Here is a 21,573-nt window from a genome sequence, read left to right as displayed (position 1 = left end):
CATCACTCACAGTTCTACTGTACAAGCGATCAGCAGCGACCGAAGAGGACCGTACGCTGACTCCATGCTTGGATGAACCTGTAGATCGTCCGGGATCAGCCGGAGACGCGATCGGATGTGGAGGCCAGTGCGTACCCAGCCGCCCGGACATATCGCCATTCTCGATGCTGCGCGCGCGGAGTTCAGCGAACGCGGCTACGCGGCGGCGACGATCCGCACCATCGCGCAGAGAGCAGGCCTGAGCCTGTCGGCCATGTACTACTACTACAAGAGCAAGCAGGAGTTGCTTGTCGCGCTACTCAACGACGGACTCGACGCTTATGTAGATGCGTGCGCACATGCTCTCGACACCGCAGGGGACGACCCGGGCGAACAGCTCGAGGCGCTGATCGAGGCGACGGTCCGCTTCCGCGCCACCCATCCGACGAAGAGCAGCATCGGCATGACGGAGCGCCGGAATCTCGACCCCGAGCACCAACGGCTCTACCGGGAACACGAGATCCAGGCGACCGACCGGTTCCGCCGCATCATCGACCGGGGAGTACAGGAGGGCCTGTTCCTCACCCCATACCCCGACGACGCGCGCCGCACGATCATCGCGACGTGCAACGCCATCGCCGAGTGGTACAGGCCCGACGGGCAGGTCGCGATGAACGACCTTGTCGAGCGGTACGTTTCCCTCGCATTCACGATCGTCGAGTACCGGCCTCGCCGAACCCGCTCCGCAGGCAACCGAGGTCGATCATGCAACGACAGAAATGGGTACGGCGTCGCGGAAGGATGACCGCTTCAAAGGGCCGACGAGCGGAGCGACCTGACCGGTCGCCTGCAGACCGCACGTGAGGAAGAGCCGTCACGCCGGCTGGTGCGCGTCGGCGTCCTCCATACGAATCGGCGTCCGACGCTCGCGGAGCAGGTGCCGCGCAGCCCAGTCGAGCCAGAACCCGAGGAATCCGATCACGACGATCACGGCCATCACCTGGTCGTAGGCGAGCTGATCGCGTGCGTTGAGGATCTGGTATCCGAGGCCCGAACGCACACCCAGCATCTCCGCGGGGACGAGCACGACCCACGCGATTCCGAGCCCCACCCGCAGACCGGTCTGCACCTGGGAGCGGATCGAAGGGAGCACCACCGTCGTGAGCAGTTCGACACGTGTCGCGCCGAAGGATCGGGCGACCATGAGATGCCCGGGGTCGATGGCGTGTACACCGGCTGCGGTGTTGATGACGATCGGCCAAATTGCAGCGGCTGCGATGAGGAAGAACACCGGCTGGTGCCCGATTCCGAACAGCGCCACCGCGATCGGAGCCCACGACAGTGGCGAGATCATCCGCAGGAACTGCATGACCGGCATGGTCGCCTTCTCGACGACCGGGTTGAGTCCGATCAGCAGCCCGAGCGGAATACCGAATGTCGCGGCGATCAGCAGGCCGACGAGAAGCCGCCACAGGCTTGCGAGCATGTCGGGCAGCAGCACTCCGCGGGCGAACAGATCCACGATGGCGGGCCCCACATACTGTGGTGCGAATTCTCGGACGAGGGAGTCGGGTCCGGCGACGACGGTGGTGACCAGCCACCACAGTGCCACGGCGATGACTATCGCGATGGTCTGCGGCAGGAGCGGAACACTCCGGGCGGACCGGGTCGGGGTGCTCACGTGGGGTCGACCTCCTCGATGCGGGTGAGATCTGCGGGTAGCCCGAAGGCGTCGATGCCGGGAATTCAGGTCAGCGACGTGCGGACGAACCGGTCGTCGACGAGGTCGTGGTGCACGGTCGACGGGTCGACCCGCGACAAGAAATCCGTGTTGCCGTCGACGACCGTGCCGTGCATCGACTCGACGAGCGCAGTGGTGAAACTGGGGAATGGGAAGGGCTGGTAGCCGATCTGCTGCGGCGCCCACTGCGGATGCCTGGTTCCGGCATCGCGCCCCGGATAGGTCAGCGCCGTCGTGATCGCGGGAAGTGGCTGCGGCAGATACCGTTCGGAGAGCATTGCTGCCGCAGCCGGACGATCTGTCCCGATCTGCAACTGTGCGGACACCACCGAATCGGTGAGCGACTGCACTGCCGCGGGATTCTGTTCGATGACGTCCTCGTGGACGAGAAACGCACAGCACGCATGATCGCGCCACAGATCGCCCAGGAAGCGGTGGATCCGGCCGACGCCCCGGAGTTCGGCGGCCGCGTTGAACGGGTCCGCGACGGTGAATCCCGCGATCGAGCCGTTGGCCAATGCCGGGATCATGTCGGACGGGCCCATGACGACGAGGCCGACGGTGCGCGCGGATTTCGACGGAGCCTGTCGGACCACCGGTGTCAGCCCGTGTTCGCGCAGCAACTGCTGAACCACGATGTTGTGGATCGACCACCAGAAGGGGATTGCGATGGTCTCGCCCGCGAGCTGTCCGAGGTCGGTGATGTGCGGTGCGACGGTCAACGCGGACCCGTTGGTGTGGTTCCAGCCGAGAACGCGCGCGGAACCTGCCAGGCTGTACCGCAATTGGACGGCGAGCGGCATCAGCAGATGCACGACGTCCACCTGCCTGCTGACGAATGCCTCTGCGAGCGACGCCCAGCTGCGGAACAGCACCGGTTTCGCACTGTCGACGACGCCGCTCGGATACAGGCCGGCGCCGTGCGCGACGAGCAGTGGCGCGGCGTCGGTGATCGGCAGGTAGCCGATGCGGAGTTGCCCTGTGGTGTTGGTGCGGTCGGTTGCCGCGGTGCGCACCAGGTCGGCTGCGCCGAGTATCCCACCGGCAGCGGCGAGTCCGAGCGCGCCCTGCATCAGGGTTCGCCGGGTCAGGTTTCCGCTCACGATGGAGTCAGCGACGAATCGCGGTAGTGTTCGAGGATCTCGGTGCGCAGCGGTGCGCGTTCGTTCTGGTTGACGTCGGCGATGCGCCACTGCTGCCGCACCGTGCCGCCTCGGCCGAACAACGCGATCCGGTCGGCGAGGCGAAGTGCTTCGTCGATGTCGTGTGTGACCAGCACCGTCGTGAAGGCGAGGTCTCGTGCGAGGTCGCTGAGCCACGACTGCAGATCGGCGCGTGTCGCGGGGTCGAGCGCGCTGAACGGCTCGTCGAGAAGCAGCAGGCGTGGACGCACCGCGACAGCGCGAATCACGGCGATGCGCTGCGCCTGCCCACCGGACAACTGATCGGGGTAGTAGCCTGCGAGCCCGGACAACCCGAACCGGGTGAGCAGCCCGTCGGCGTATTCGATGTCGAACCGATCGCGATGATTCTTGAAACGTCCACCGAGAGCGATGTTTTCGCGGACGGTGAGCCACGGCATGAGATACGGCTGCTGGAATACCACGCCCGTGTGCGGACGGGTGTCGCCCTCGGTGCTGGGCCAGTCGATCTCTCCGCGATCGAGGTGATCGAGGCCCGCAATGATCCGCAGCAGCGTCGACTTTCCGCTTCCGCTGCTGCCGAGCAACACGAGGAACTCGCCGGTGGGGACGTCGAGGTCGAGGCCTTGGAGGACGGGTTCGCGCCGGCCGGCGAAACTCTTGTAGGCGCCCGCTACTCGAACTTCGAGAGTTCCCACCGCAACTGTCCTTCCGAGGGGGATTGGATGGGTAGGAAAGCGGCTTCGCGGAAGCGCCTGTTCGTTGCGCTCGCAGAAGCGTATCCGGCGCCGCCGCGCAGCGTCGCTTCGAGACGTGTCGCGGCAACTGCGACGATCGAGCCATCGAGGCGCAGCCTGACCAGATCGGCTCCGGACACGGCGGACGGGTCGGTGGCGAATCGGTACAGGCGCTCCCGAAGCGATTCCCCCTGCTGTGCGAGAAGCCGGTACTCGTCGGCGAATTGCTCACCGAGACCGTGCAGGCGTGACGATGCTTCCGACAGTGAGGCGCGAGCGATGCCGAGGCAGAACGAGGTCTGCAGCAGCAGGAAGGTGGGGCGGATGGCACCGCAGAATTCGACGAGATCCTCGGAGATGATGTCGGACGACGGAATCCGGACGTTCTCGAATGTCAGCGACGTCGACGAGGTGGCGCCCAGGGCGAGCAATTCGGGTGACGAGTTGATGCGGATGCCCGCCGCATCGGCGTGTACCGACGCGATCACGTGTCCGCCGTCGGTGGTGCGGGCGGGAAACACGATCAGTGATTCCGGAAATACGTTGGAAGCCCAGTGGATCGGACCGGAGACGGTGAGTCCGTCGTCGGTACGCTCCGCGAGCAGGGGGAGTTCGCCGAGCCCTGCGAGATACTTGAGCGCAGCAGCCATGGCGGTGACGCCCACGAGCCGGCCCGAGGAAAGTTCGCCACAGTACTTCGCGCGCAGGTGTTCCGGTGCGCGATCGAGATACTCGAGTGTCATCCGCTGAGCCCACAGTGAGAATCCGACGGTGAGGGATTCGGCGGCGATCCCATCGATGACCGCGACCATGTGGTCGAGACACTTTCCGCCCAGCCCGTTCTCGAGCAGGCCGAGCTCGCCGATGCGCGCGAGGTCGGTGCGGATGTCGGTCTCGCCACGATCGAGAGCTGCGGCACGGTCGCGGACGAATTCGGCGATCGTGGCGAGCTGCTCGTTCGGGTTCTGGGTGGCCGCGGTCATCGGGTTGCTTATCCTTCGAGGGAGTGGATGCGGTTGATCGGGGTGCTGACGGCTTCGCGAGCGCGAACGACGGCGTCCTCGTCGGGAGCGTTGTAGAAGCACAGGCACTTGTCCATGTCCTCGCGGACGTAGGTGCGAAGGAAGCTCACCTCGGGAACGTTCGCGTACTTCGGCGAGTTGGCCTTCTTGCGCGCGAGGTAGGTGTCCATGTCGATGGTATCGGGGATGTCCCACTCGACGAGGTAGCCGGCAACGGGGCGCGCGGCCTTGATCTGGTCGAGCTCAGCGCCGACGAGGCGAACTTCGTTGGGGCCCACGATTTCTGCAACGTCGAGGGTGGTTGCCTCGAGCTGTGCTGCGCGGCATGCATTGAACTCGGCGACAGCGAAGATACGCGTGCCACCGGCGGTCACCTGCGACTCGATCAGTTCCCCGCCGCCGGCGACGACTGCGTCGTCGAATGCCTTGATGGCGGCCTCGGCCTGGCCTTCGGTGGGTACGAGTTCGTAGAGATACAGCGACATGGGGTCACCTTCCGGGTAGAGCTGGGTGGGCATGCTGACGGCAGGGGTGAACGCAGGCGTACGTCAGGAGGCGACGGGCGAGGCGGGATATGAGCCGGTCAGCGCGGGAAACGACAACACGCAGCACCGGCCACCCGCACGAGATCCACGTGCAGGCGACGGGTCAGAAGACAGCGTGTCACAGGGGCCACGATACATCTGGATAGAACGATCTGTCTATCTCGTCGATCCGTTAGTCTTTTCTGCGTGCGCACCACAGTCGAAACTCTCGCCAAGCGACCGCCCGCGGAACGACTCCTCGACACGGCCAGCACGCTGTTCGCCGAGTTCGGTATTCGTGCGGTGGGTGTCGACAGGATCCTCGCCGAGTCGGGCGTCGCCCGCGCGAGCCTGTACTCGTCGTACGGGTCGAAGGACGGGCTCGTCCACGCCTATCTCGATCGTCTCGACCATCGCGATCGCGCCCGGTGGAGCGAGGCGGTCTCGGAGATCGACGACCCGGTGCGGCGGATCCTGACCTTCTTCGATCTCGCATCGGCTTCGGCGCCCGGCAAGAACTTCCGAGGATGCCAGTACGCGAATGCGGCCACGGAATTTCCGGAAGAGCGGATCGAGCCGGTTCTTGCGCATCGCGCGTGGCTCCTCGACACCGTCGTGGAACTACTCGACCGGTCGGGTGCCGCAGACTCCGATCTCACGGCCGAGCGTGTGCGGTTGATCTACGACGGGGCGCTCGCCGGTTCGAAGTTCGAACACTCGATAGAGCCGATCCGCCGTGGTCGCGACCTCGCAGAGGCACTCATCGAGGCAGCTCGAGGCGAACGGCGGACTCGCGCCGACGTGTGAGCGCACGGAATCCGGTGCCTGCGACCGCGACGGTGGCGAGCACTCCGATCGTGCCTGCGGCGCCGGTCGAGCCCTCCTGGCCTCCGACCCTGTAGTCGGCCAGCGCGCTTCCCGCGAGGCGATGCTCCCGAACACCACGGGCCATGCACTCCCCGGTCTGTGATGTCTGCCCGGTCTGTGATGTCTGCGTGGTGTCGCACCCTCGCAGCGTCGCGGCCTCGAGCGCGTCGGGGGTGCCTGCGGTGAAGGTCGATACGGCGAGGGTGGACAGGATGCCCGCGACGCCGAACGCGGCGAGACCGAGCGCGGTCACGAGGCGGATGTGTGCCGCGCCCGTTGCGGCGACCACGACCGTCCCGGTGACGAGCCCTTCGAGGACTGCGACCGGCGTGTGGGCGCCGTACAGGTACGCGAGCGTCGACAGCGGCATGTGCGCAGCGCCGGAGATCGCGTACACGACCACGAAGCCGGTGACCGCCGCGAACACCGAAGCGCACCCCGCAGTGAATGCGACGGTGAAGGTGCGGGCGGTGGGCGACCACGTGTCGTGACGGTCAGTGTCGTGACGGTCAGTGTCGTGACGGTCAGTGTCGCGGCGGGCAAGGCATGCGCGAAGGGCGACCGCGGTCCCGTATCCGCCTGCGACTCCTACGAGAGCCATGACGGTGGTGTTGGCCCCGAGAGTGGTGAGGCCGCCGTCGGCGAACAGGAACGACTGGACGGTGAGTACGAACGTCAGGCACAGGGCGGCAGTGAAGGGACCGAGGAGCAGCGCTGCCACGACGCCACCGAGGACGTGGCCGCTCACTCCGGGTAGGAGCGGTACATCGATCATCTGCATCGCGAAGACGAGTGCGGTCACGAGTGCCGCGCTTGCGGCGGACTTTTCGGTCAGCTCGGTCCGTGCGCGCCATGCGGCGAGCGCGATTCCGATCGCAGCCACCATGTAGAACAGCACCGATGCGCGCGGCGTGATCAGTCCGTCGCTCATGTGCATGGCGAGTGTGTCCACTGCCAGGGTCTCCACGGTCACGGCGCCCCCATCTCACGTTCGTGGGCGCAAGGGTAGCGCCGGTATGCAAGTTCTCGAGCGACTTTCACCGCGTCGATTCCGTGTCGAACGTATACACAAAAAGGAACATGTTCTATATTTCCTTCATGTACGAGTGGTCCGACACAGACCTCATGTTCCGCGACGCGCTGCGCGGATTCATCGAGAAGGAAATCCGCCCCCACGTCGATGAACTCGAGTCCGGTGGGCTTCCGCCGTTCGACATCATCCGGAAGCTGTTTGCCGCATTCGGCATCGACGAGATGGCACGCGAGTCCCTCGAACGGGCCCTCGACAAAGAGGAGAAGGGCGAGAGCGCGTCCGGTGGAGCCGGGGGTATGGGCGGGTCGCCGGGCATGGCGGCACTGCTCAACATCGAAATCGCCGGCGTGAGTCTGGGCCTCGTCGCATCGATGGGTGTGAGCCTCGGACTCACCGCAGGCACGATCCGTGGTCGCGGCACGCTCGCTCAGAAGAAGCGCTGGCTACCCGAATTGGTGACCTTCGAAAAGGTCGGCGCCTGGGCCATCACCGAGCCGGATTCCGGATCCGACGCATTCGGCGGCATGAAGACCACCGTGCGCCGCGACGGCGACGACTACATCCTCAACGGCCAGAAGACCTTCATCACCAATGGTCCGTACGCCGATGTCATCATCGTCTACGCCAAGCTCGACGACGGTGACGCGACGATCGACCGCCGCGATCGCAAGGTTCTCGCGTTCGTGCTGGACAAGGGCATGGAGGGCCTCACCCAGGGTGTGCCGTTCAAGAAGATGGGCATGAACTCCTCGCCCACCGGCGAGTTGTTCTTCGACAATGTGCGCATCACCCGTGATCGTCTGCTCGGGGAGACCGAGGACGGCGGGAAGAGTGACGGTAAGAGCAGTGCGAAGGAATCGTTCGCGGCCGAGCGCATCGGCATCGCCTATCTGTCGCTCGGGATCATCGAGCAGTGTCTGACGTTGTGCACCGAGTATGCGAAGTCGCGCAAGTTGTGGGGTACCGCGATCGCGCAGTTCCAGCTCATCCAGCTCAAACTCGCCGAGATGGAGATCGCGCGGGTCAACGTGCGAAACATGGTGTTCAGCGCGATCGAGCGGGCGCAAGCGGGAAAGCCGGTGAGTCTGTCGGAGGCGTCGGCGATGAAACTGTATTCGTCGCGTGCTGCCACCGAGGTTGCGATGGAAGCGGTGCAGCTCTTCGGTGGCAACGGTTACATGGCCGAATATCGTGTCGAGCAACTCGCGCGCGACGCGAAGTCGCTGATGATCTATGCCGGGAGTAATGAGATCCAGGTGACCCACATTGCGAAGGGGTTGCTGGCCGACTGACCGGAATGACTGTTTTGGGGTGAATTCCCTCAGTGTGTTGATGCGATTGGTAACGCGAGAACCGCGCCGACGGATACCGGGTAGTGGTAATTACCCGGTGTCTTCGCATATCTTGGCATGTGCGTCGACGCACAGGAGGCGTTTTACCTGTGACTGGCGATAACCATAAAATGATGTGCACAAGTATCGGGGAGGATCACGATGCACGGGGGAGAGAATGGGCCGCGAGACCGGCCGAGAATCCGGTTCGACGACAGGCCTACCGCGCCGATCAGCATCGACGGCCGGTCGGCACGCGCCGAACGCACGCGCCAAGCGGTCATCGACGCCCATATCGCGTTGATCCGCGACGGTGAACTGAAGCCGACGGGCGCGCAGATCGCCGAACGGGCACGAGTATCGCTGCGTTCATTATGGGGTCACTTCGGGGACCTCGAGACGCTCTTTTCGGCAACGGGGGCCGAATTGATGCGTCGGCAGGACGATGCGCACGAACCGGTGGATCCGAATCTGCCGCTTGCGGAGCGCATCGACCGGTACTGCCGTCAGCGTGCCGAGGCGCTCGAGTACATCGCACCCTTCTCGCGGTCCTCGGAGGTTCGGGCGCCGTTCTCGGAGGAGCTGCGACGAAACCGCCATCGCTATCTCGAGCGAGCGGAGATCGAGGTGCGGATGCTCTTCGCACGAGAGTTCGCCCGCTCCGACGACACGGCACGTGTTCAGGTCGTGCAGGCAATCGCCATCGCGTCGACGTGGCCCACGTGGGTCTCGCTGCGCGACGTCGTCGGGCTGTCGGTGCCGGATGCGATCGAAGTGATGAAGCGGATGATCAGCGCTCTGGTGGAGTCGATCATGTCTCCTGCGGCGCAGCCTCTACCTGTCTGATCGAACCCTGCCTGCTCGACCCTGTCGGGCGAATTCTTCCTGGGCGACCAGTGATTCACGGAACGGCATGCGCCGCGAGGAACGGTCCGATGACCGACAACACCTCGGGCGCTGCCGCGACTGTGCCAGCGTGGTCGAAGCCACGAAGGATCGCGAGTCGGGCACCCGGAATCGTGCGTGACAAGGAGCGGGTGTCGTCCACCCGTAGATGATCCTCGGAACCGACGACCGCCAGTGTCGGCACCTCGATTTCGCCGAGTATTGCGTCGTCGATCCCCGGTTCGCGATCGGACCGCCGGAAATACGCGACGAGTGCGTCGGTGTCGTTGGCGCGGAACGCAGCAGCGGTGACAGGGTCGACCGGCACGTCCCGATGAGTACTCCACTCCGCGAGGAACCCCTCCATTCCCTTCTGTGCGAGCACACCCACACAGCCCGGGAAGAACAACGAGTCCATTGCCCCGCGTTGTGGACGCGCGCTCCCGCCGAGCGAGATCAAGCTGTGGAGCCGCTGCGGCGCGGCAACCGCCAGCGCCAGGCCTGCTCGCGCTCCGAACGAATACCCGAGGTAGTGCGCGTGCTGCACACCGGCGGCATCGAGAACAGCCACCAGATCGCCGACGATCGCCTCCATTGCGTAGGCATCCTCGTCGTGCGGTGTGTCGCTGCGCCCGTGCCCGCGCAGGTCGGGCAGGAGTAGTCGATAGTGCTCCCGCAACGCCGCCACGTACCCGAGCCCGCGCCACACGGCCGACGACAGTGCGCTGCCGTGCACGAGCATCAGCACCGGTGCGTTCTCGTCACCCGACCGGGCGGGTTGTGACGAGAACGCGATGCGCGTGCCGTCCGCAGGATTGATCGCGTAGCTCACTCGTCCACCTTCACACACTCCTCCGGAGTCGTTGCGTCTCCCAGAACAACCGACCGTGTCACACCGATCTCGTCGAGGAACCGCTCGTCGTGCGAGACCACCACGAGCGCACCTTCGAACGCCTGCAATGCCTGGGTCAGATGCGCGAGGCTCGGCAGGTCCAGGTTGTTGGTCGGCTCGTCCAGGATCAGCAACTGCGGGGCCGGGTCGGCCGCGAGGAGAATGGCCAACGCTGCGCGGAGCCGCTCACCTCCTGACAGGACTCCGACGGACACGTCGGCGTCGGACCCTCGGAACAGGAAGCGCGCCAGGCGTGCCCGCACCTCCTGAGGAGGGAGATGTGGCGCGCGCATCTCGGCGTTGGCCACCACCGATTTCGTGTCGTCGAAGATGTCGAGGCGTTGGGGGAGCAGCGCATAGGGCACAAGCGGCTCGGCGTCGATGATCCTGCCCAGCAGCGTCGTCTTGCCCGAGCCGTTGGGTCCGCGCACCGCGACGCGTTCGGGTCCGACGATGTCGAGCGGGCCGTCGGTGATCCGTCGTCCCGGGTGCACCGAAGTGCCGGGCAGGTCCACCCGGATCTCACGGTCGTTGCGCACCGCATCCTGTGCCCGATCGAGCTGGGTCCGAGCAGATTCGAGGTTTCCCTCGTGCTCGCGCCGATATTTACCGGCGGCCTCCTGCGCCTGCCGCTTACGCATGCCCATGATGATCTTCGGCTCGCGCTTGTTCTCGAACATCTTCTTGCCGTAGCGCGCTCGCCGATCGAGTGTGATCTGCGCGGCAGCGAGTTCGCGGGCCTGCCTGCGGACGTCGCTGCGTGCGTCCCGCACCGCGGCCTGAGCTGCCTCCTGTTCGGCTTCGATGATCAGCTCGTAGTCGCTGTAACCACCGCCGAACATGCGGAGACTGCCGTCGCGCAGTTCGGCGATCGTATCCATCCGATCGAGCAGATCGCGATCGTGACCTGCAACGATCACGGTCCCTGGGAACCGGTCGAGAGCATCCTGCAGGCGCGCACGGGCGGCCGTGTCGAGATTGTTGGTCGGCTCGTCGAGCAACAGCACTCCGGGTTCGGAGAGCAGCCGAGCGGTGAGTCCGAGTAGGACGGTCTCGCCGCCGGAGAACGTCCCCACTGTGCGGTCGAAGTCGTTTTCGTCGTGCAGGATTCGCCCGAGACCGAGCCGGTGCACGGTCGCGAGTGCACGTTCCTCGACGTCCCAGCGGTCGCCGACGGTATCGAAGTCGTCACCGGTGCCGTCTCCGGACTCTATTCGCCGCAACGCCGTTCGAACTGCATCGATACCGAGGACGGTAGAAACCGACACGGTGGGATCGAGGGTGATGTCCTGCGGCAGATACGCGACACGGCCGGATGTCGTCACCGATCCGCGTGCCGGTTGCAGATCGCCTGAGATGAGCTGCAACAGGGTGCTTTTGCCGCTTCCGTTACGGCCCACGAGTCCGGTGCGCCCGACGGTGAACGTCGCGTCGAGTCCTTCGAAGACATGGGTGCCGTCGGGATGCTCGTATGCAAGAGCGGACAGCGTGACACTGCTGGATTCGGAAATGGGTGTAGACATACGAAACTCCTGGAGGTAAGAGAGCGCCCGCACGTATCGTGCGGCGGGTCGAGAACCTCTACAGGAGCAATGCCTTCTCCGAACGCCGGGAACAAAGTCGTCCACTACGGTAAGCGCAGTGTTGCAGATCGTGCAAGCGAATAAACGCTCTGTCGGTTGTCGCACCGTTCACCGGTCCGTGGCCTCGGGCAGCGGCACCGTTCTCCGATCTCCGGCATGATCGTGACCATGCATATCGGTCGACGGACAGGCACGTTCATGACGGCGCTCGCCGTCGCGCTCGGCGCGGTGGGCTGCGCGACGGGCCCGGATCAGCCCGACACGGTCGCCGAGGAGTTCGCAGCAGCCCTGGACACAGGCGACGCGGCGTCCGCTGCCGCGCTCACCACAGATCCGACTGCCGCGCAGGAGATGATTTCGAGCCTGTTCGAGGGGCTGAGGAACGACGATCCCACCGTGACGCTTGCAGGGGTCGGCGACGGCGACACGTTCGACCTGGATGTGTCGTGGAACTTCGGGGAGGGGAAGGACTGGTCGTATCGCACGACAGGCTCCGCGATCGAAGGTGCGGCAGAAGAGTCCGATGACGACGACGGGTGGCGGATCCGATGGGACCCGGCCGTGCTCGCGCCGGAGCTGAGCTCGGGGACGTCGCTGCGCTACACCCCGACGACGGGCGCGCCGCCCACGATCTTCGACAGCGCGGGGCAGCCGCTGATGAGCGAGCAGATCGTGACGCTCGTCAACCTCGATTCGTCCGCGGACCCCGCCGCGGTGGCGCCGCTTCTCGCCACGGCTGCACCGACGATCACCGCGGATTCTCTCGCCGTCGACCTCGAGGAGGCGGAAGGTGCGCCGGTGACCGCGGTGGTCCTGCGCGAGACCGACCTGGCGCCCATCGAGGAGAAACTCGCGGCGCTGCCCGGGGTGACGCTTGCGCCGCAGCCGCGGCTGCTCACTGCAGACCGTGATCTCTCCTCGCCCGTGTGGTCGGGCCTCGACGAGATGTGGCACGAGAATCAGGCCGCGACCGCGGGCTGGGCAGTGCAGTCGGTGGCCGCTGACGGAACCGTACGATCGATCGCCGGCGTGGACGCCACCGAGGCCCCCGATCTGCACACCACCATCGATGCGGATCTGCAGGCCCGGGCGGAAGCCGCGCTCGCGTCGCGCGAGGAGCCGGCGGTGATCGTCGGGATCGACGCCGACACCGGCGCGGTTCGCACCGTCGCGCAGAACGCTGCAGCCGATCGGGAAGGCGCGGTCGCGCTCACCGGTCTGTATCCCCCGGGTTCGACGTTCAAGACGGTGACGACATCGGCCGCGCTGCAGGCAGGACTCGCCGGGCCCGACACGGTGCTCCCGTGCCCCGGGGTCGCGACGATCGGCGACCGCACCATCCCCAACGACGAGAGCTTCGAACTGGGCGAGGTGCCACTGCACACAGCGTTCGCGTCCTCGTGCAACACCACCATGGCAGGGCTCGCCGTCGACATGCCGCCGACGGAGCTGACCGACGCCGCGTTGCAGTTCGGACTCGGGGTCGATTACGTCACGCCCGGGCTCGTGACGGTGACCGGCAACGTCCCGCCGATGGAGTCGGTGGCGGCACGTGTCGAGGGTGCGATCGGGCAGGGACAGGTGACGGCATCGCCGTTCGGGATGGCGCTTGTCGCCGCGTCGATCGCGGGTGGCACGACGCCGTTGCCGATGATCGTCGAAGGACAACCGGCGACCGCCGACCAGGACGTTGCACCGGCGCCGGACGACACGACCGCAGCGCTGCGAACGATGATGCGCGAGACGGTAACCGACGGTACAGCGAGCATGCTGAGCGACTTTCCCGAACTCATCGGGAAGACCGGAACCGCAGAGTACGGTGGCAGCAGTGGGGCAGCAGGTACCGCGGGCGGGGCACACGGCTGGTTCATCGGCGCGCAGGATAATCTGGCGTTCGCAGTATTCATCGCAGGGGCGGACGGTTCGGCTCCGGCTGTGGAGACGGCCGGACAGTGGCTGAGGGGGTGACCTTCTCGGATGTAGCGCAATCGTGATGGCATCGTAGACAACTCGTGCTTGTGGCCGATGTTGCTGGAGTGAAGGTTGGAAAGTATGGGATTTCGAGAGTGGCAGCGCCGTCGCGGCGTTCGCACTGTCGCCCTCGGTGCTGCCGTGGCCGTGGCCGCGGCAGTGGGTCTCAACACGTTCGTATTCGACGACCCGCGCAGCGACGCCGAAATCCTGGTCGACGATTTCGTCGAGGCACTCAACGACCGCGAACCGGGCGTCGCCGCCGAACTCACCTCGTACCCGAACGCCGCGGAGCCCGTGCTGGCGCAGGTGTTCGACGGACTCTCCGACGGCAGCGTCGATTACGACGTCACCCAGCTCGTCGAGCTCAACGAGGATTCCGGGTACTTCACACTCACCGCAGACTGGAGCTTCGGAGAGAACAAGGACTGGCGCTACCAGGTCGACGGTTCCGTCCGGAAGCTGGCGGTCGGTTGGCGGGTGTCGTGGAGCCCCAACGTGGTCGCGCCCGACCTTGCAGGCCGTACCGTCCATCACGTGCGCACGGACGCCGCGCCGCCCAAGATCTTCGACCGCACGGGCAAACCTCTGATGGAGGAGCAGACCATCAACGCGGTCGTGCTCAACCCCCAGTTCATGCCCGACCAGGTCGCCAGCACGACACGGCTCGCCGAGATCCTCGCTCCGGTGGCGCCCGTCATCACCTCCGAACTCATGCAGGAACGGCTCGCTTCCGACCCGGGGGCCCGGATCACCGCGGTCAAACTCCGAGACCAGGACTACCAGTTCCTCGAAGACGACATCGTCGCCGTCCCCGGTGTCGAGGTCATCAAGACTCCCACGCTGATCAGCTCCGACCGGCGCGTCTCGACGCCGCTGCTCGATTCGCTCCGTTCGGCATGGCAGCTCGAACGCGACCGCACTGCCGGGTGGGCCGTGACGCTCGAAGACCCCGAACAAGGTCCGATCCAGGTCGCCGGATTCCAAGGGCCGCCGCCTCCGGATCTGACCGCCACGGTCGACTCCCACGTACAGCTCGCAGCGAAGGAAGCCGTCGTCACGGCGGGTACCCCCGCGGCGCTCGTCGCGATCCAGCCGTCGACCGGTGGAATCCTTGCCGCAGACGTCAACAACCAGGCCATGGAATTGGGCCCGGTGGCCACCCGTGGCCTCTACTCGGCGGGCTCCGTCCTCGATCCTGTGCGCTTGGCGGCCGGACTCGACCGCGGTGTCGCTCCCGATTCGGTGAGCACGAACGATGTCGCCGACACCGCGCGTCGCCTCGGGCTCGGTGTGGAGTACTTGGTTCCGGGCTTCGATTTCGAGACCGCACAGATCGGGCACGGTCGGTCGGGAGTGGTGCAGTTCACCGGCGACGGCGACGACGATGCCCTCGTCAGTCCGCTCGGTGCGGCACTACTCGCCGCCTCGATCGCGCGAGGTGAGGCTCCCGCACCCATGCTGGTGCAGGGCCAGCCCGCCACTGTCACCGATGCGCCCGAACCCTTGCCTGCGAATGTGACCGACGCTCTGCGTGGTCTGATGATCGACAATGTGCAGAACGGCCCCGCGTCCTTCCTGAAGGGGCATCCGGGTCTCGCCGGGATCGCTGCCGCTGCCGGGGACGACCGGTGGTTCTTCGGCTACACCGGCGACGTGGCGTTCGCAGTGTTCGTCGCCGACGCCGACGGCGGCGACCGGGCAGTGAAGATGGCCGACCGATTCCTCACCGAATTGGCGAAGCCGCCCACATGATCGGGCCTGCGCACCTGCCCTGACCACCGCCGGAGATCCGGCACAGGTACGTTCGACCATCGTGACGATTGTCGAGGTACTGCTGCTCGTCGTCGCCGGGTTCTTCGCCGGCGTCGTCGGGTTCGTCACCGGTCTCGCTTCGCTCGTGTCGTACCCGGCGTTGCTCGCGGTGGGGTTGTCACCGGTCGCTGCGAATGTCACCAACACCGTCGCGATGGTCGGCGTCGGCGTGGGCGCGCTCAGCAACTCTGCTCGCGAGGTGGTCGACACGGGGCCGCGAGTGTGGCGGTGGACGGCATATGCGGCGCTCGGGGGCCTGACCGGCGCCGTGGTACTCCTGGTCGCGCCTGCCGGATCGTTCGAGGCGACAGTGCCTTTTCTCGTTGCGTTCGCGTCACTCGCCCTGCTGCTGCAGCCGAAGATTCGTGAACTGGCCGGTGGACGTGATCTTCCCCGGGTGTTCGCGGCAGCGCTGTTCGTGGTCGCGGTGTACGGCGGCTATTTCGGGGCGGGTGCGGGTGTCATCTTCCTTGCTCTGACTCTGATCTGTACGTCCGAGTCGATCTGGCGCGCCAGCATCCTCAAGAGCTATCTGCTCGGCGTTGCCAATCTGGTCGCGGCGATCGGTTTCGCGTTCTTCGGACCGGTCCACTGGGTTGCTGCGGCGGCCATGGCGGTGGGCGCGTTCGCCGGAGGATGGTGTGGTCCGCCGCTGGTGAAGCGGATTCCGCCGAACCTGCTGCGGGTCGCGGTGGCCGTGGCGGGTTTCGGGCTCGCCGGGTGGCTGGCGCTGGGTTGATTCGGGCACGGCGACGGCCCTCACTCCACTGCTGTTCACTCGACTGCTGTTCACTCGACGACCACCCGGAACTGTTCGAGGGTCGCGTCGGTGGCATCGGGCAGGACCATTCCTGCGGCGAGTCCGCTGCGCAGGTACTCGACGACGGAGTGATCGAGGCGCTCTCCCGGGACGACCGTGGGTATGCCCGGCGGATATGGGGTCAGCTGCTCGGCTGCGATACGGCCCGGTGCTCGGTCGGCATCGACCATTTCGGTTGTTCCGAAGAACGCGTCCCGCGGGGAGATGACCGATTCGAGCTGGATTTCGTTCGGTGACGGCAGATGGATCTTCCCGGCGCGGTCGAAGGAGGGCGCCGACTCGGTGAGCGACCGAAGGCATCGGACGAGGCGATCGGTGGTGGTGTCGTCGTCGGCCATCGACATGGTGGCCAGGATTCTGCGGTGGTCCGCCATTCCCACATCGAGACGCTCGTGGGTGCGCAATCGGTCGCGGCACTGATAGCCGGTGACGCCGAGAGCGCTGACGTCGATCAGCACCTGCAGCCGGTCGAGGTCGTGGGACGCCTCCGCGCCGACGAGCCGGTCGTCGAGCACGTCCAGCCCGTCCAGGGCGTCGATGCGACGACGCGTGCGATGGGCGAGGTCGAGCGCATCGGTGAACAGTTCGGAACCGCACTCGACCATCTGCCTACGCCATCCGTCGATGGCCGCGAAGATCATCACATTCGGGCTCGTGGTGGTGAGCAGGTCGGCGCAGTCCGAAAGATAGGAGCCGTCGACGAGGTCACCCTGCACGTGGAATACCGAGCCCTGCTCGAATCCGGCCCCCATCTTGTGGACGCTGACGACGCAGACGTCCGCGCCCGCGTCCATCGCCCAGGTGGGCAGGTCCTCGTGGAAGGGGAGATGCGCACCCCAGGCCTCGTCGACGATGAGCGGTTTTCCCCGCTCGTGGCACACTTCGGCGATACCGGCGATGTCGGCACACGTGCCGTACGGGCTGGGGCTGACGATCAATGCTCCGGCTGCGTCAGGATGCCTGTCCCACGCGTCTCGTACCTGTGTAGGAGACGGCGGATGCGACAGGTGCATCGCTTCGTCCCACCTCGGGGTGATCCAGCGTGGCACGACCCCGCTGAAGATCAGGCCGGCGACGATGGACTTGTGTGAGTCCCTGGCCACGAGGAGGCCGCCGGGGTGATTACCTGCGACGGCCATCATTGCGGCCTTGACGGACAGGGAACTTCCGCAGGTGGAGAAGAACGCTTGATCGGCTCCGACGGCCTCGGCCATCAATTGTTCGGCACGCGACAGATATCCGTTGCTCGACGGCCAGTCGTCGAGTCCACCCGAGGCAAGGATGTCCGCGCGGAACGGGTCGCGGCCGAGCACCCGCTGGACCCGCTCGTCCGCCCCGCGGCCCTGCCTGTGTCCCGGGGGCGTGAATCCGTATCGGTCGAGTCGGTGGTAGCTCTCCAGCGCATCGAGGATCGGAGCTTCCGATTGATTCATACGGATCCTGTACCCGACCTCACGCGTCCGCAATCCGCGTGCCGCGGTCCTAGTGCACTCCCTGCATGAGCTTTCGTATCCGCGGAGTGAACGCGATCAGGATCAGACCCACGGCGATCGAAGCGCCGCCGATCCACAGGTAGTACGGCACCTCGTTGTTCTGGTCGTAGTAACCGGCGAGGGTGCCCGCCATTGCACTTCCCAGCGCGACCGACAGGTAGAACAGGGCGACCATCTGGGTGTGGAAGTTCTTGGGTGCGAGTTTCGTCGACAGCGACAGGCCCACCGGTGACAAGAACAACTCCGCCAGCGTGAACAGCAGCAGGATGCCGATGAGCCCGAGCAGCGGTGCACTGTTGGCGCCGCCCCCGGACATCGGGATGAAGCACAGGAACGCAATGCCCATGATGATGGTGCCGCACGCGAACTTGATGGGTGACGACGGTTGCCGAGGCCCGAGTTTCGTCCAGGCGGCGGCGAACACGCCGGCGAACAGAATGATGAAGACGGGGTTGATGGACTGGACCCACGACGGCGGGAACTCCCAGCCGAACAGGTTGCGGTCGAGGCGTGAATCGGCGTACACCGCGACCATCGTGAACTGCTGCTGGAACAGCGACCAGAACACGGCGCTCGCAAGGAACATCGGGATGAACGACCAGACCCGGCTGCGCTCGGTCGTCGTGATCTGCTTGCTGGTCAGAATGACGAAGAAGTAGACGACCGCCGCAACGATCGTCAGCGCGACCACGATGTCGGACATGTTGCCCGAGGTGATGACGCCGGTGGCCGCGAGGAGGCCGACAACGACGATGGCTGCTGCCGCGCCACCTGCGACTCGCGGTCGCAGGTCGGCCGGGAGTGGATGCGGTGGTGTACTGCCGATGTCGCCGAACTGCTTGCGATAGAGCGTGTACTGCGCGAGACCGAGGAACATGCCGACTGCTGCGAGGCCGAAGCCCCAGTGGAAGCCGTAGCGCGTCTGCATGAAGCCGGTGAGCAGTGGGCCGACGAGTGCACCGAGGTTGATGCCCATGTAGAAGATCGAGAATCCGGCGTCGCGGCGGTCGTCGTTCTCGTCGTACAGGTCGCCGACCATGGACGTCGCAGTCGCTTTGAGCCCGCCACTGCCGAACGCGACGCAGATCAGGCCGACGCCGACCCCGAAGAGTCCGGGCAGCAGTGCCAACGCGATGTGGCCGATCATGATGAGCACGGCACTGTAGAACAGTGTGCGTTCAGCGCCGAGCAGGCGGTCGGCGATCCATGCCCCGACGATCGTCGACAGGTAGACGGTGCCGCCGTAGGCGCCGACGATCGAGGTGGCGGCGACCTGGCTCAGACCCAGCCCGCCGTCTGCCGCCGAGTAGTACAGGTAGTAGATCAGGATGCCCTGCATGCCGTAGAACGAGAACCGCTCCCACATCTCGACACCGAAGAGGTTGGCGAGGGGGAGCGGTTGTCCGAAGAACCGGTGATCGGTTCTCGATTCGTCTGGAGGCACAGTGTCGCTCATGAGTGTCACTGTTGCACCGAGGAGCGGACGGTGTGGGTGATTCAATTCATCGAAAGCGTGTCGTATCGATCACCCGTTATGTCGATCACCCGTTATGTCGATCATCGTCGTGTCGACCCACCGGCGTGACGTTCACTGCGTGGTGATCCGCCGGCGGAGAATCACCTGAGCGATCACACGCCATCCGACGAGGACAAGTCCGAGGGACAGTGTCGCGACGATGATGAATGCGGTCGCGGTGCCTTGGCCGGTCAGTGCCCGCAGCAGCATTCCGCCGACGAGGGCGCTCACCCACAGAATCAATCCTGTGGGGACTGCGGCGTAGGCGTCGAACTTGTCGCGGTAGAGCCATGCGGTGAGGAACCACCCGATGGTCAGTCCACCGAGGAACGGCCAGGCCGTTCCGGCCAGCCCCACGAGGTCGAGTGCTTCGTCATGGCTGGATCGTCCGATTGTGGCGAAGACGATGACCAGAATGACGTCGAGAACCAGCGCGGGTGCGTACTTTCTCACCCGTCCAGGGTATCCCCGATGCTCGTGGGACCGGCCGACGGTGTCAGGCCTGAGCGAGGGCCTCGATCTCGATGTTCAGGGTGATCTTGTCGCCGACGACTGCTCCGCCGCCTTCGAGGGGCATCTCGATGCTGATGCCGAAGTCCTTGCGGTTGATCACGGTGGTGGCTTCGAAGCCGGCAACAGCGCCCTGGCCCATGCCGGGGTTGACGCCGTTGAACTCGAGCTTCAGTTCGATCGGGCGGGTGACACCGTGCAGCGTGAAGTCGCCTGCGAGGAGCAGGTCGCCGTTCTCGGCACGCACGCCCGTGGTGGCAAACGTCGCGACGGGGTGGTTCGCGGTGTCGAAGAAGTCGGCGGATTTGATGTGCGCGTCACGGTCGGCGTTCTTGGTGTTGATCGAGTCGACCTGGATCTCTGCGTTCGCGCTGGCAGTTCCGTCCTCGGCGACCACGATCGTGCCGGTGAAGCTCTCGAAGGTGCCGCGGACCTTGCTGACCATGAGGTGGCGGACCGAGAAACCGACGCTGGAGTGGACGGGGTCGATGGTCCAGGTGCCTGCGGTCAGGCCGGGGAAGACGGTGGTGCTTGCGGTCATGAGGCGCTCCTTGGATGTTCGGATATGTTGTTGAAACTTCAACTGCTGACAGATCGAGGATGACACAATCTAGTTGAGTTCGCAACTACTTTGTCGGAAGAAGATTCAGTCCGGCTGAAGAACGGTCCGTTCGGCGACGGGATCGATGTCGGCCCCGGCGCTCACACCGCGGTACAGGACCGCCACGGTGATCCACCCGATCACCGCAACGAACGCGACGCTCACCGCTCGATAGACGAACACTGCGGCGAGAGACTGAGATGCGCTCAATCCTGCTGCGGTGAGGGTGGCGATCAGCGTGCCGTCGACGAATCCGAGACCCGCGGGGGCAAGCGGGACACTGCCGACCGCCTTCGCGGCGGTGAACGCGATGATCAGACCGGCCAACGACGGTGTGCCGCCGACCGCCCAGCACGCGAATCCGAGGCAGATCATGTCGAGCACGCGATTCAGACCAGACCATGCCGCCGCGGCCAGCATGTCCCGTCGACGGAGGTGCACCGCTTCGAGCTGGGACAGGGCACGTTCGAACGCCTCGATCCCGGCGTCGGCCGACCTCCTGATCAGGCGGTTGAATCGTTCCAGATTCCACGTGACGAAAGTCTTGATCGACGACGGATTCTGCGCGACGTACCGGAGTCCGAGCAGTAGCGCACCGGCCGCAGTGATCGACAGCAGCAAGGTGATGGGACTGATCGACGAGCCGACAGCGAAAGCGCCGACGGCGCCCATGGCGGCAAGCGTGGCGGTGGAGACGACCCCCGACACCGCGAGCTGCCAGGAGGCGACCATCGGCGTTGCGCCCCAGCGGCGCGTCTGCCGGTAGGTGAACGCGGTGGAGAAGACGAGACCTGCGGGGAGTGTCACTGCCATCGCGGTACTCCCGTAGACCACCGAGGTCGACCGGGGCAGACTCACCTGAACTCCGCCCGCACGCAGCACCTTGCGGAGGAGCCCGGCGAACGCGCTCAGTGACAGGAGTTGCGCGACCACCGCCGCCGCGGCCCACCCCCAGTGCATCTCCGTCAGAGCTCGCCAGGATTCGCTCATCGATGGCCACAGGTAGATCCCCTCGACGACGAGGAGGGCGATCAGGGCGATCGCGGACACCCACTTGATCCACCTGAAACGGCCCCGTCGCGGTGTAGCGTCGGGGCCAGATGGGTCTTCA

The 21,573-nt window shown here is 65.6% G+C and carries 20 protein-coding genes and 1 pseudogene; 7 read left to right on the top strand and 14 right to left on the bottom strand.

Features of this window, described 5'->3' with window-relative positions; translation table 11 throughout:
- Nucleotides 1-127 precede the first annotated feature (127 nt).
- Complete coding sequence (locus ACTDXD_RS06230; RefSeq protein WP_440126290.1) at nucleotides 128-784, top strand: TetR/AcrR family transcriptional regulator; 657 nt, start codon at nucleotides 128-130, stop codon at nucleotides 782-784.
- A gap of 69 nt (nucleotides 785-853) precedes the next feature.
- Here ACTDXD_RS06230 and ACTDXD_RS06225 read toward each other — a convergent pair whose 3' ends face one another.
- From ACTDXD_RS06225 to ACTDXD_RS06200, 6 genes and pseudogenes are all read right to left on the bottom strand, one after another.
- Nucleotides 854-1,660: an ABC transporter permease gene (locus ACTDXD_RS06225; protein ID WP_440126289.1), complete on the bottom strand. Its 807-nt coding sequence runs from the start codon at nucleotides 1,658-1,660 to the stop codon at nucleotides 854-856.
- Between the two features lie 68 nt (nucleotides 1,661-1,728).
- Nucleotides 1,729-2,823: pseudogene (locus ACTDXD_RS06220) on the bottom strand (ABC transporter substrate-binding protein); the annotation flags it as partial.
- Nucleotides 2,820-3,560 (bottom strand): ABC transporter ATP-binding protein, encoded by a 741-nt coding sequence (locus tag ACTDXD_RS06215; RefSeq protein ID WP_440126288.1) that lies wholly within the window; start codon nucleotides 3,558-3,560, stop codon nucleotides 2,820-2,822. The gene ACTDXD_RS06215 and the pseudogene ACTDXD_RS06220, both read right to left, overlap by 4 nt.
- Nucleotides 3,536-4,582, bottom strand: coding sequence for an acyl-CoA dehydrogenase family protein (locus tag ACTDXD_RS06210; RefSeq protein WP_440126287.1), 1,047 nt, complete (start codon nucleotides 4,580-4,582; stop codon nucleotides 3,536-3,538). The genes ACTDXD_RS06215 and ACTDXD_RS06210 overlap by 25 nt, the downstream gene beginning before the upstream one ends.
- An 8-nt stretch (nucleotides 4,583-4,590) precedes the next feature.
- Nucleotides 4,591-5,106 carry a DUF4242 domain-containing protein gene (locus ACTDXD_RS06205; RefSeq protein ID WP_440126286.1) on the bottom strand — a complete coding sequence of 172 codons (516 nt, stop codon included), beginning with the start codon at nucleotides 5,104-5,106 and terminating at the stop codon, nucleotides 4,591-4,593.
- 98 nt (nucleotides 5,107-5,204) lie between these two features.
- A complete protein-coding gene (locus tag ACTDXD_RS06200; RefSeq protein ID WP_440127555.1) occupies nucleotides 5,205-5,255 on the bottom strand; it encodes a hypothetical protein in 51 nt (16 codons plus the stop codon).
- A gap of 97 nt (nucleotides 5,256-5,352) precedes the next feature.
- Between ACTDXD_RS06200 and ACTDXD_RS06195 the strand changes: the two genes are divergently transcribed.
- Entirely contained in the window at nucleotides 5,353-5,952 is a 600-nt protein-coding gene (locus ACTDXD_RS06195; RefSeq protein WP_440126285.1) for a TetR/AcrR family transcriptional regulator, read from the top strand.
- On the opposite strand, the gene ACTDXD_RS06190 is transcribed toward ACTDXD_RS06195, so the two are convergent.
- Nucleotides 5,906-6,985 (bottom strand): energy-coupling factor ABC transporter permease, encoded by a 1,080-nt coding sequence (locus ACTDXD_RS06190; protein WP_440126284.1) that lies wholly within the window; start codon nucleotides 6,983-6,985, stop codon nucleotides 5,906-5,908. The genes ACTDXD_RS06195 and ACTDXD_RS06190 overlap by 47 nt on opposite strands.
- A 125-nt stretch (nucleotides 6,986-7,110) precedes the next feature.
- Between ACTDXD_RS06190 and ACTDXD_RS06185 the strand changes: the two genes are divergently transcribed.
- Together ACTDXD_RS06185 and ACTDXD_RS06180 are read left to right on the top strand one after the other, a co-directional pair.
- On the top strand, nucleotides 7,111-8,337 hold the full coding sequence (locus tag ACTDXD_RS06185) for an acyl-CoA dehydrogenase family protein (RefSeq protein WP_440126283.1): 1,227 nt from the start codon (nucleotides 7,111-7,113) through the stop codon (nucleotides 8,335-8,337).
- Between the two features lie 201 nt (nucleotides 8,338-8,538).
- Nucleotides 8,539-9,222, top strand: a complete 684-nt coding sequence (locus tag ACTDXD_RS06180; RefSeq protein ID WP_440126282.1) for a TetR/AcrR family transcriptional regulator — start codon at nucleotides 8,539-8,541, stop codon at nucleotides 9,220-9,222.
- Between the two features lie 55 nt (nucleotides 9,223-9,277).
- Here the strand turns inward: ACTDXD_RS06180 and ACTDXD_RS06175 are convergent, their stop codons facing one another.
- A complete protein-coding gene (locus tag ACTDXD_RS06175) occupies nucleotides 9,278-10,093 on the bottom strand; it encodes an alpha/beta fold hydrolase (RefSeq protein WP_440126281.1) in 816 nt (271 codons plus the stop codon).
- Nucleotides 10,090-11,676, bottom strand: coding sequence for an ABC-F family ATP-binding cassette domain-containing protein (locus tag ACTDXD_RS06170; protein ID WP_440126280.1), 1,587 nt, complete (start codon nucleotides 11,674-11,676; stop codon nucleotides 10,090-10,092). Before ACTDXD_RS06170 ends, ACTDXD_RS06175 begins: the two co-directional genes overlap by 4 nt.
- 216 nt (nucleotides 11,677-11,892) lie before the next feature.
- Here ACTDXD_RS06170 and ACTDXD_RS06165 point away from each other — a divergent pair, with 216 nt between their 5' ends.
- The 3 genes from ACTDXD_RS06165 (at nucleotide 11,893) to ACTDXD_RS06155 (ending at nucleotide 16,261) form a co-directional block, all read left to right on the top strand.
- Entirely contained in the window at nucleotides 11,893-13,704 is a 1,812-nt protein-coding gene (locus ACTDXD_RS06165) for a penicillin-binding transpeptidase domain-containing protein (RefSeq protein ID WP_440126279.1), read from the top strand.
- 84 nt (nucleotides 13,705-13,788) lie between these two features.
- The gene (locus ACTDXD_RS06160) at nucleotides 13,789-15,462 is read left to right on the top strand and encodes an NTF2-like N-terminal transpeptidase domain-containing protein (protein WP_440126278.1); all 1,674 of its coding nucleotides are present in this window, start codon (nucleotides 13,789-13,791) and stop codon (nucleotides 15,460-15,462) included.
- A 61-nt stretch (nucleotides 15,463-15,523) separates the two neighbouring features.
- Entirely contained in the window at nucleotides 15,524-16,261 is a 738-nt protein-coding gene (locus ACTDXD_RS06155; RefSeq protein ID WP_440126277.1) for a sulfite exporter TauE/SafE family protein, read from the top strand.
- 50 nt (nucleotides 16,262-16,311) lie between these two features.
- Here the strand turns inward: ACTDXD_RS06155 and ACTDXD_RS06150 are convergent, their stop codons facing one another.
- The 5 genes from ACTDXD_RS06150 to ACTDXD_RS06130 all read right to left on the bottom strand — a co-directional run bounded on the left by ACTDXD_RS06150 (nucleotide 16,312) and on the right by ACTDXD_RS06130 (nucleotide 21,512).
- On the bottom strand, nucleotides 16,312-17,775 hold the full coding sequence (locus ACTDXD_RS06150) for an aminotransferase class I/II-fold pyridoxal phosphate-dependent enzyme (RefSeq protein ID WP_440126276.1): 1,464 nt from the start codon (nucleotides 17,773-17,775) through the stop codon (nucleotides 16,312-16,314).
- 49 nt (nucleotides 17,776-17,824) lie between these two features.
- The gene (locus ACTDXD_RS06145) at nucleotides 17,825-19,291 is read right to left on the bottom strand and encodes a peptide MFS transporter (RefSeq protein ID WP_440126275.1); all 1,467 of its coding nucleotides are present in this window, start codon (nucleotides 19,289-19,291) and stop codon (nucleotides 17,825-17,827) included.
- 132 nt (nucleotides 19,292-19,423) lie between these two features.
- The gene (locus ACTDXD_RS06140; RefSeq protein WP_440126274.1) at nucleotides 19,424-19,804 is read right to left on the bottom strand and encodes a DUF3054 domain-containing protein; all 381 of its coding nucleotides are present in this window, start codon (nucleotides 19,802-19,804) and stop codon (nucleotides 19,424-19,426) included.
- Nucleotides 19,805-19,847: 43 nt separating this feature from the next.
- Complete coding sequence (locus ACTDXD_RS06135) at nucleotides 19,848-20,402, bottom strand: YceI family protein (protein WP_440126273.1); 555 nt, start codon at nucleotides 20,400-20,402, stop codon at nucleotides 19,848-19,850.
- A 105-nt stretch (nucleotides 20,403-20,507) separates the two neighbouring features.
- Nucleotides 20,508-21,512, bottom strand: a complete 1,005-nt coding sequence (locus tag ACTDXD_RS06130; RefSeq protein WP_440126272.1) for a lysylphosphatidylglycerol synthase transmembrane domain-containing protein — start codon at nucleotides 21,510-21,512, stop codon at nucleotides 20,508-20,510.
- Nucleotides 21,513-21,573: the final 61 nt, after the last annotated feature.

The sequence above is a fragment of the Rhodococcus sp. SJ-3 genome (assembly GCF_051918125.1).
Classification (GTDB): Bacteria; Actinomycetota; Actinomycetes; order Mycobacteriales; family Mycobacteriaceae; genus Rhodococcus.
Note: the sequence above shows the minus strand (reverse complement) of the source record. Positions and strands in the feature narration are given on the sequence as shown.

Coding starts and splice junctions, on each gene's coding strand:
- ACTDXD_RS06210 (WP_440126287.1), bottom strand. CDS start 4,582: ATGACCGCGGCCACCCAGAACCCGAACGAGCAGCTCGCCACGATCGCC.
- ACTDXD_RS06205 (WP_440126286.1), bottom strand. CDS start 5,106: ATGTCGCTGTATCTCTACGAACTCGTACCCACCGAAGGCCAGGCCGAG.
- ACTDXD_RS06185 (WP_440126283.1), top strand. CDS start 7,111: ATGTACGAGTGGTCCGACACAGACCTCATGTTCCGCGACGCGCTGCGC.
- ACTDXD_RS06180 (WP_440126282.1), top strand. CDS start 8,539: ATGCACGGGGGAGAGAATGGGCCGCGAGACCGGCCGAGAATCCGGTTC.
- ACTDXD_RS06170 (WP_440126280.1), bottom strand. CDS start 11,676: ATGTCTACACCCATTTCCGAATCCAGCAGTGTCACGCTGTCCGCTCTT.
- ACTDXD_RS06165 (WP_440126279.1), top strand. CDS start 11,893: ATGATCGTGACCATGCATATCGGTCGACGGACAGGCACGTTCATGACG.
- ACTDXD_RS06160 (WP_440126278.1), top strand. CDS start 13,789: ATGGGATTTCGAGAGTGGCAGCGCCGTCGCGGCGTTCGCACTGTCGCC.
- ACTDXD_RS06150 (WP_440126276.1), bottom strand. CDS start 17,775: ATGAATCAATCGGAAGCTCCGATCCTCGATGCGCTGGAGAGCTACCAC.
- ACTDXD_RS06145 (WP_440126275.1), bottom strand. CDS start 19,291: ATGAGCGACACTGTGCCTCCAGACGAATCGAGAACCGATCACCGGTTC.
- ACTDXD_RS06135 (WP_440126273.1), bottom strand. CDS start 20,402: ATGACCGCAAGCACCACCGTCTTCCCCGGCCTGACCGCAGGCACCTGG.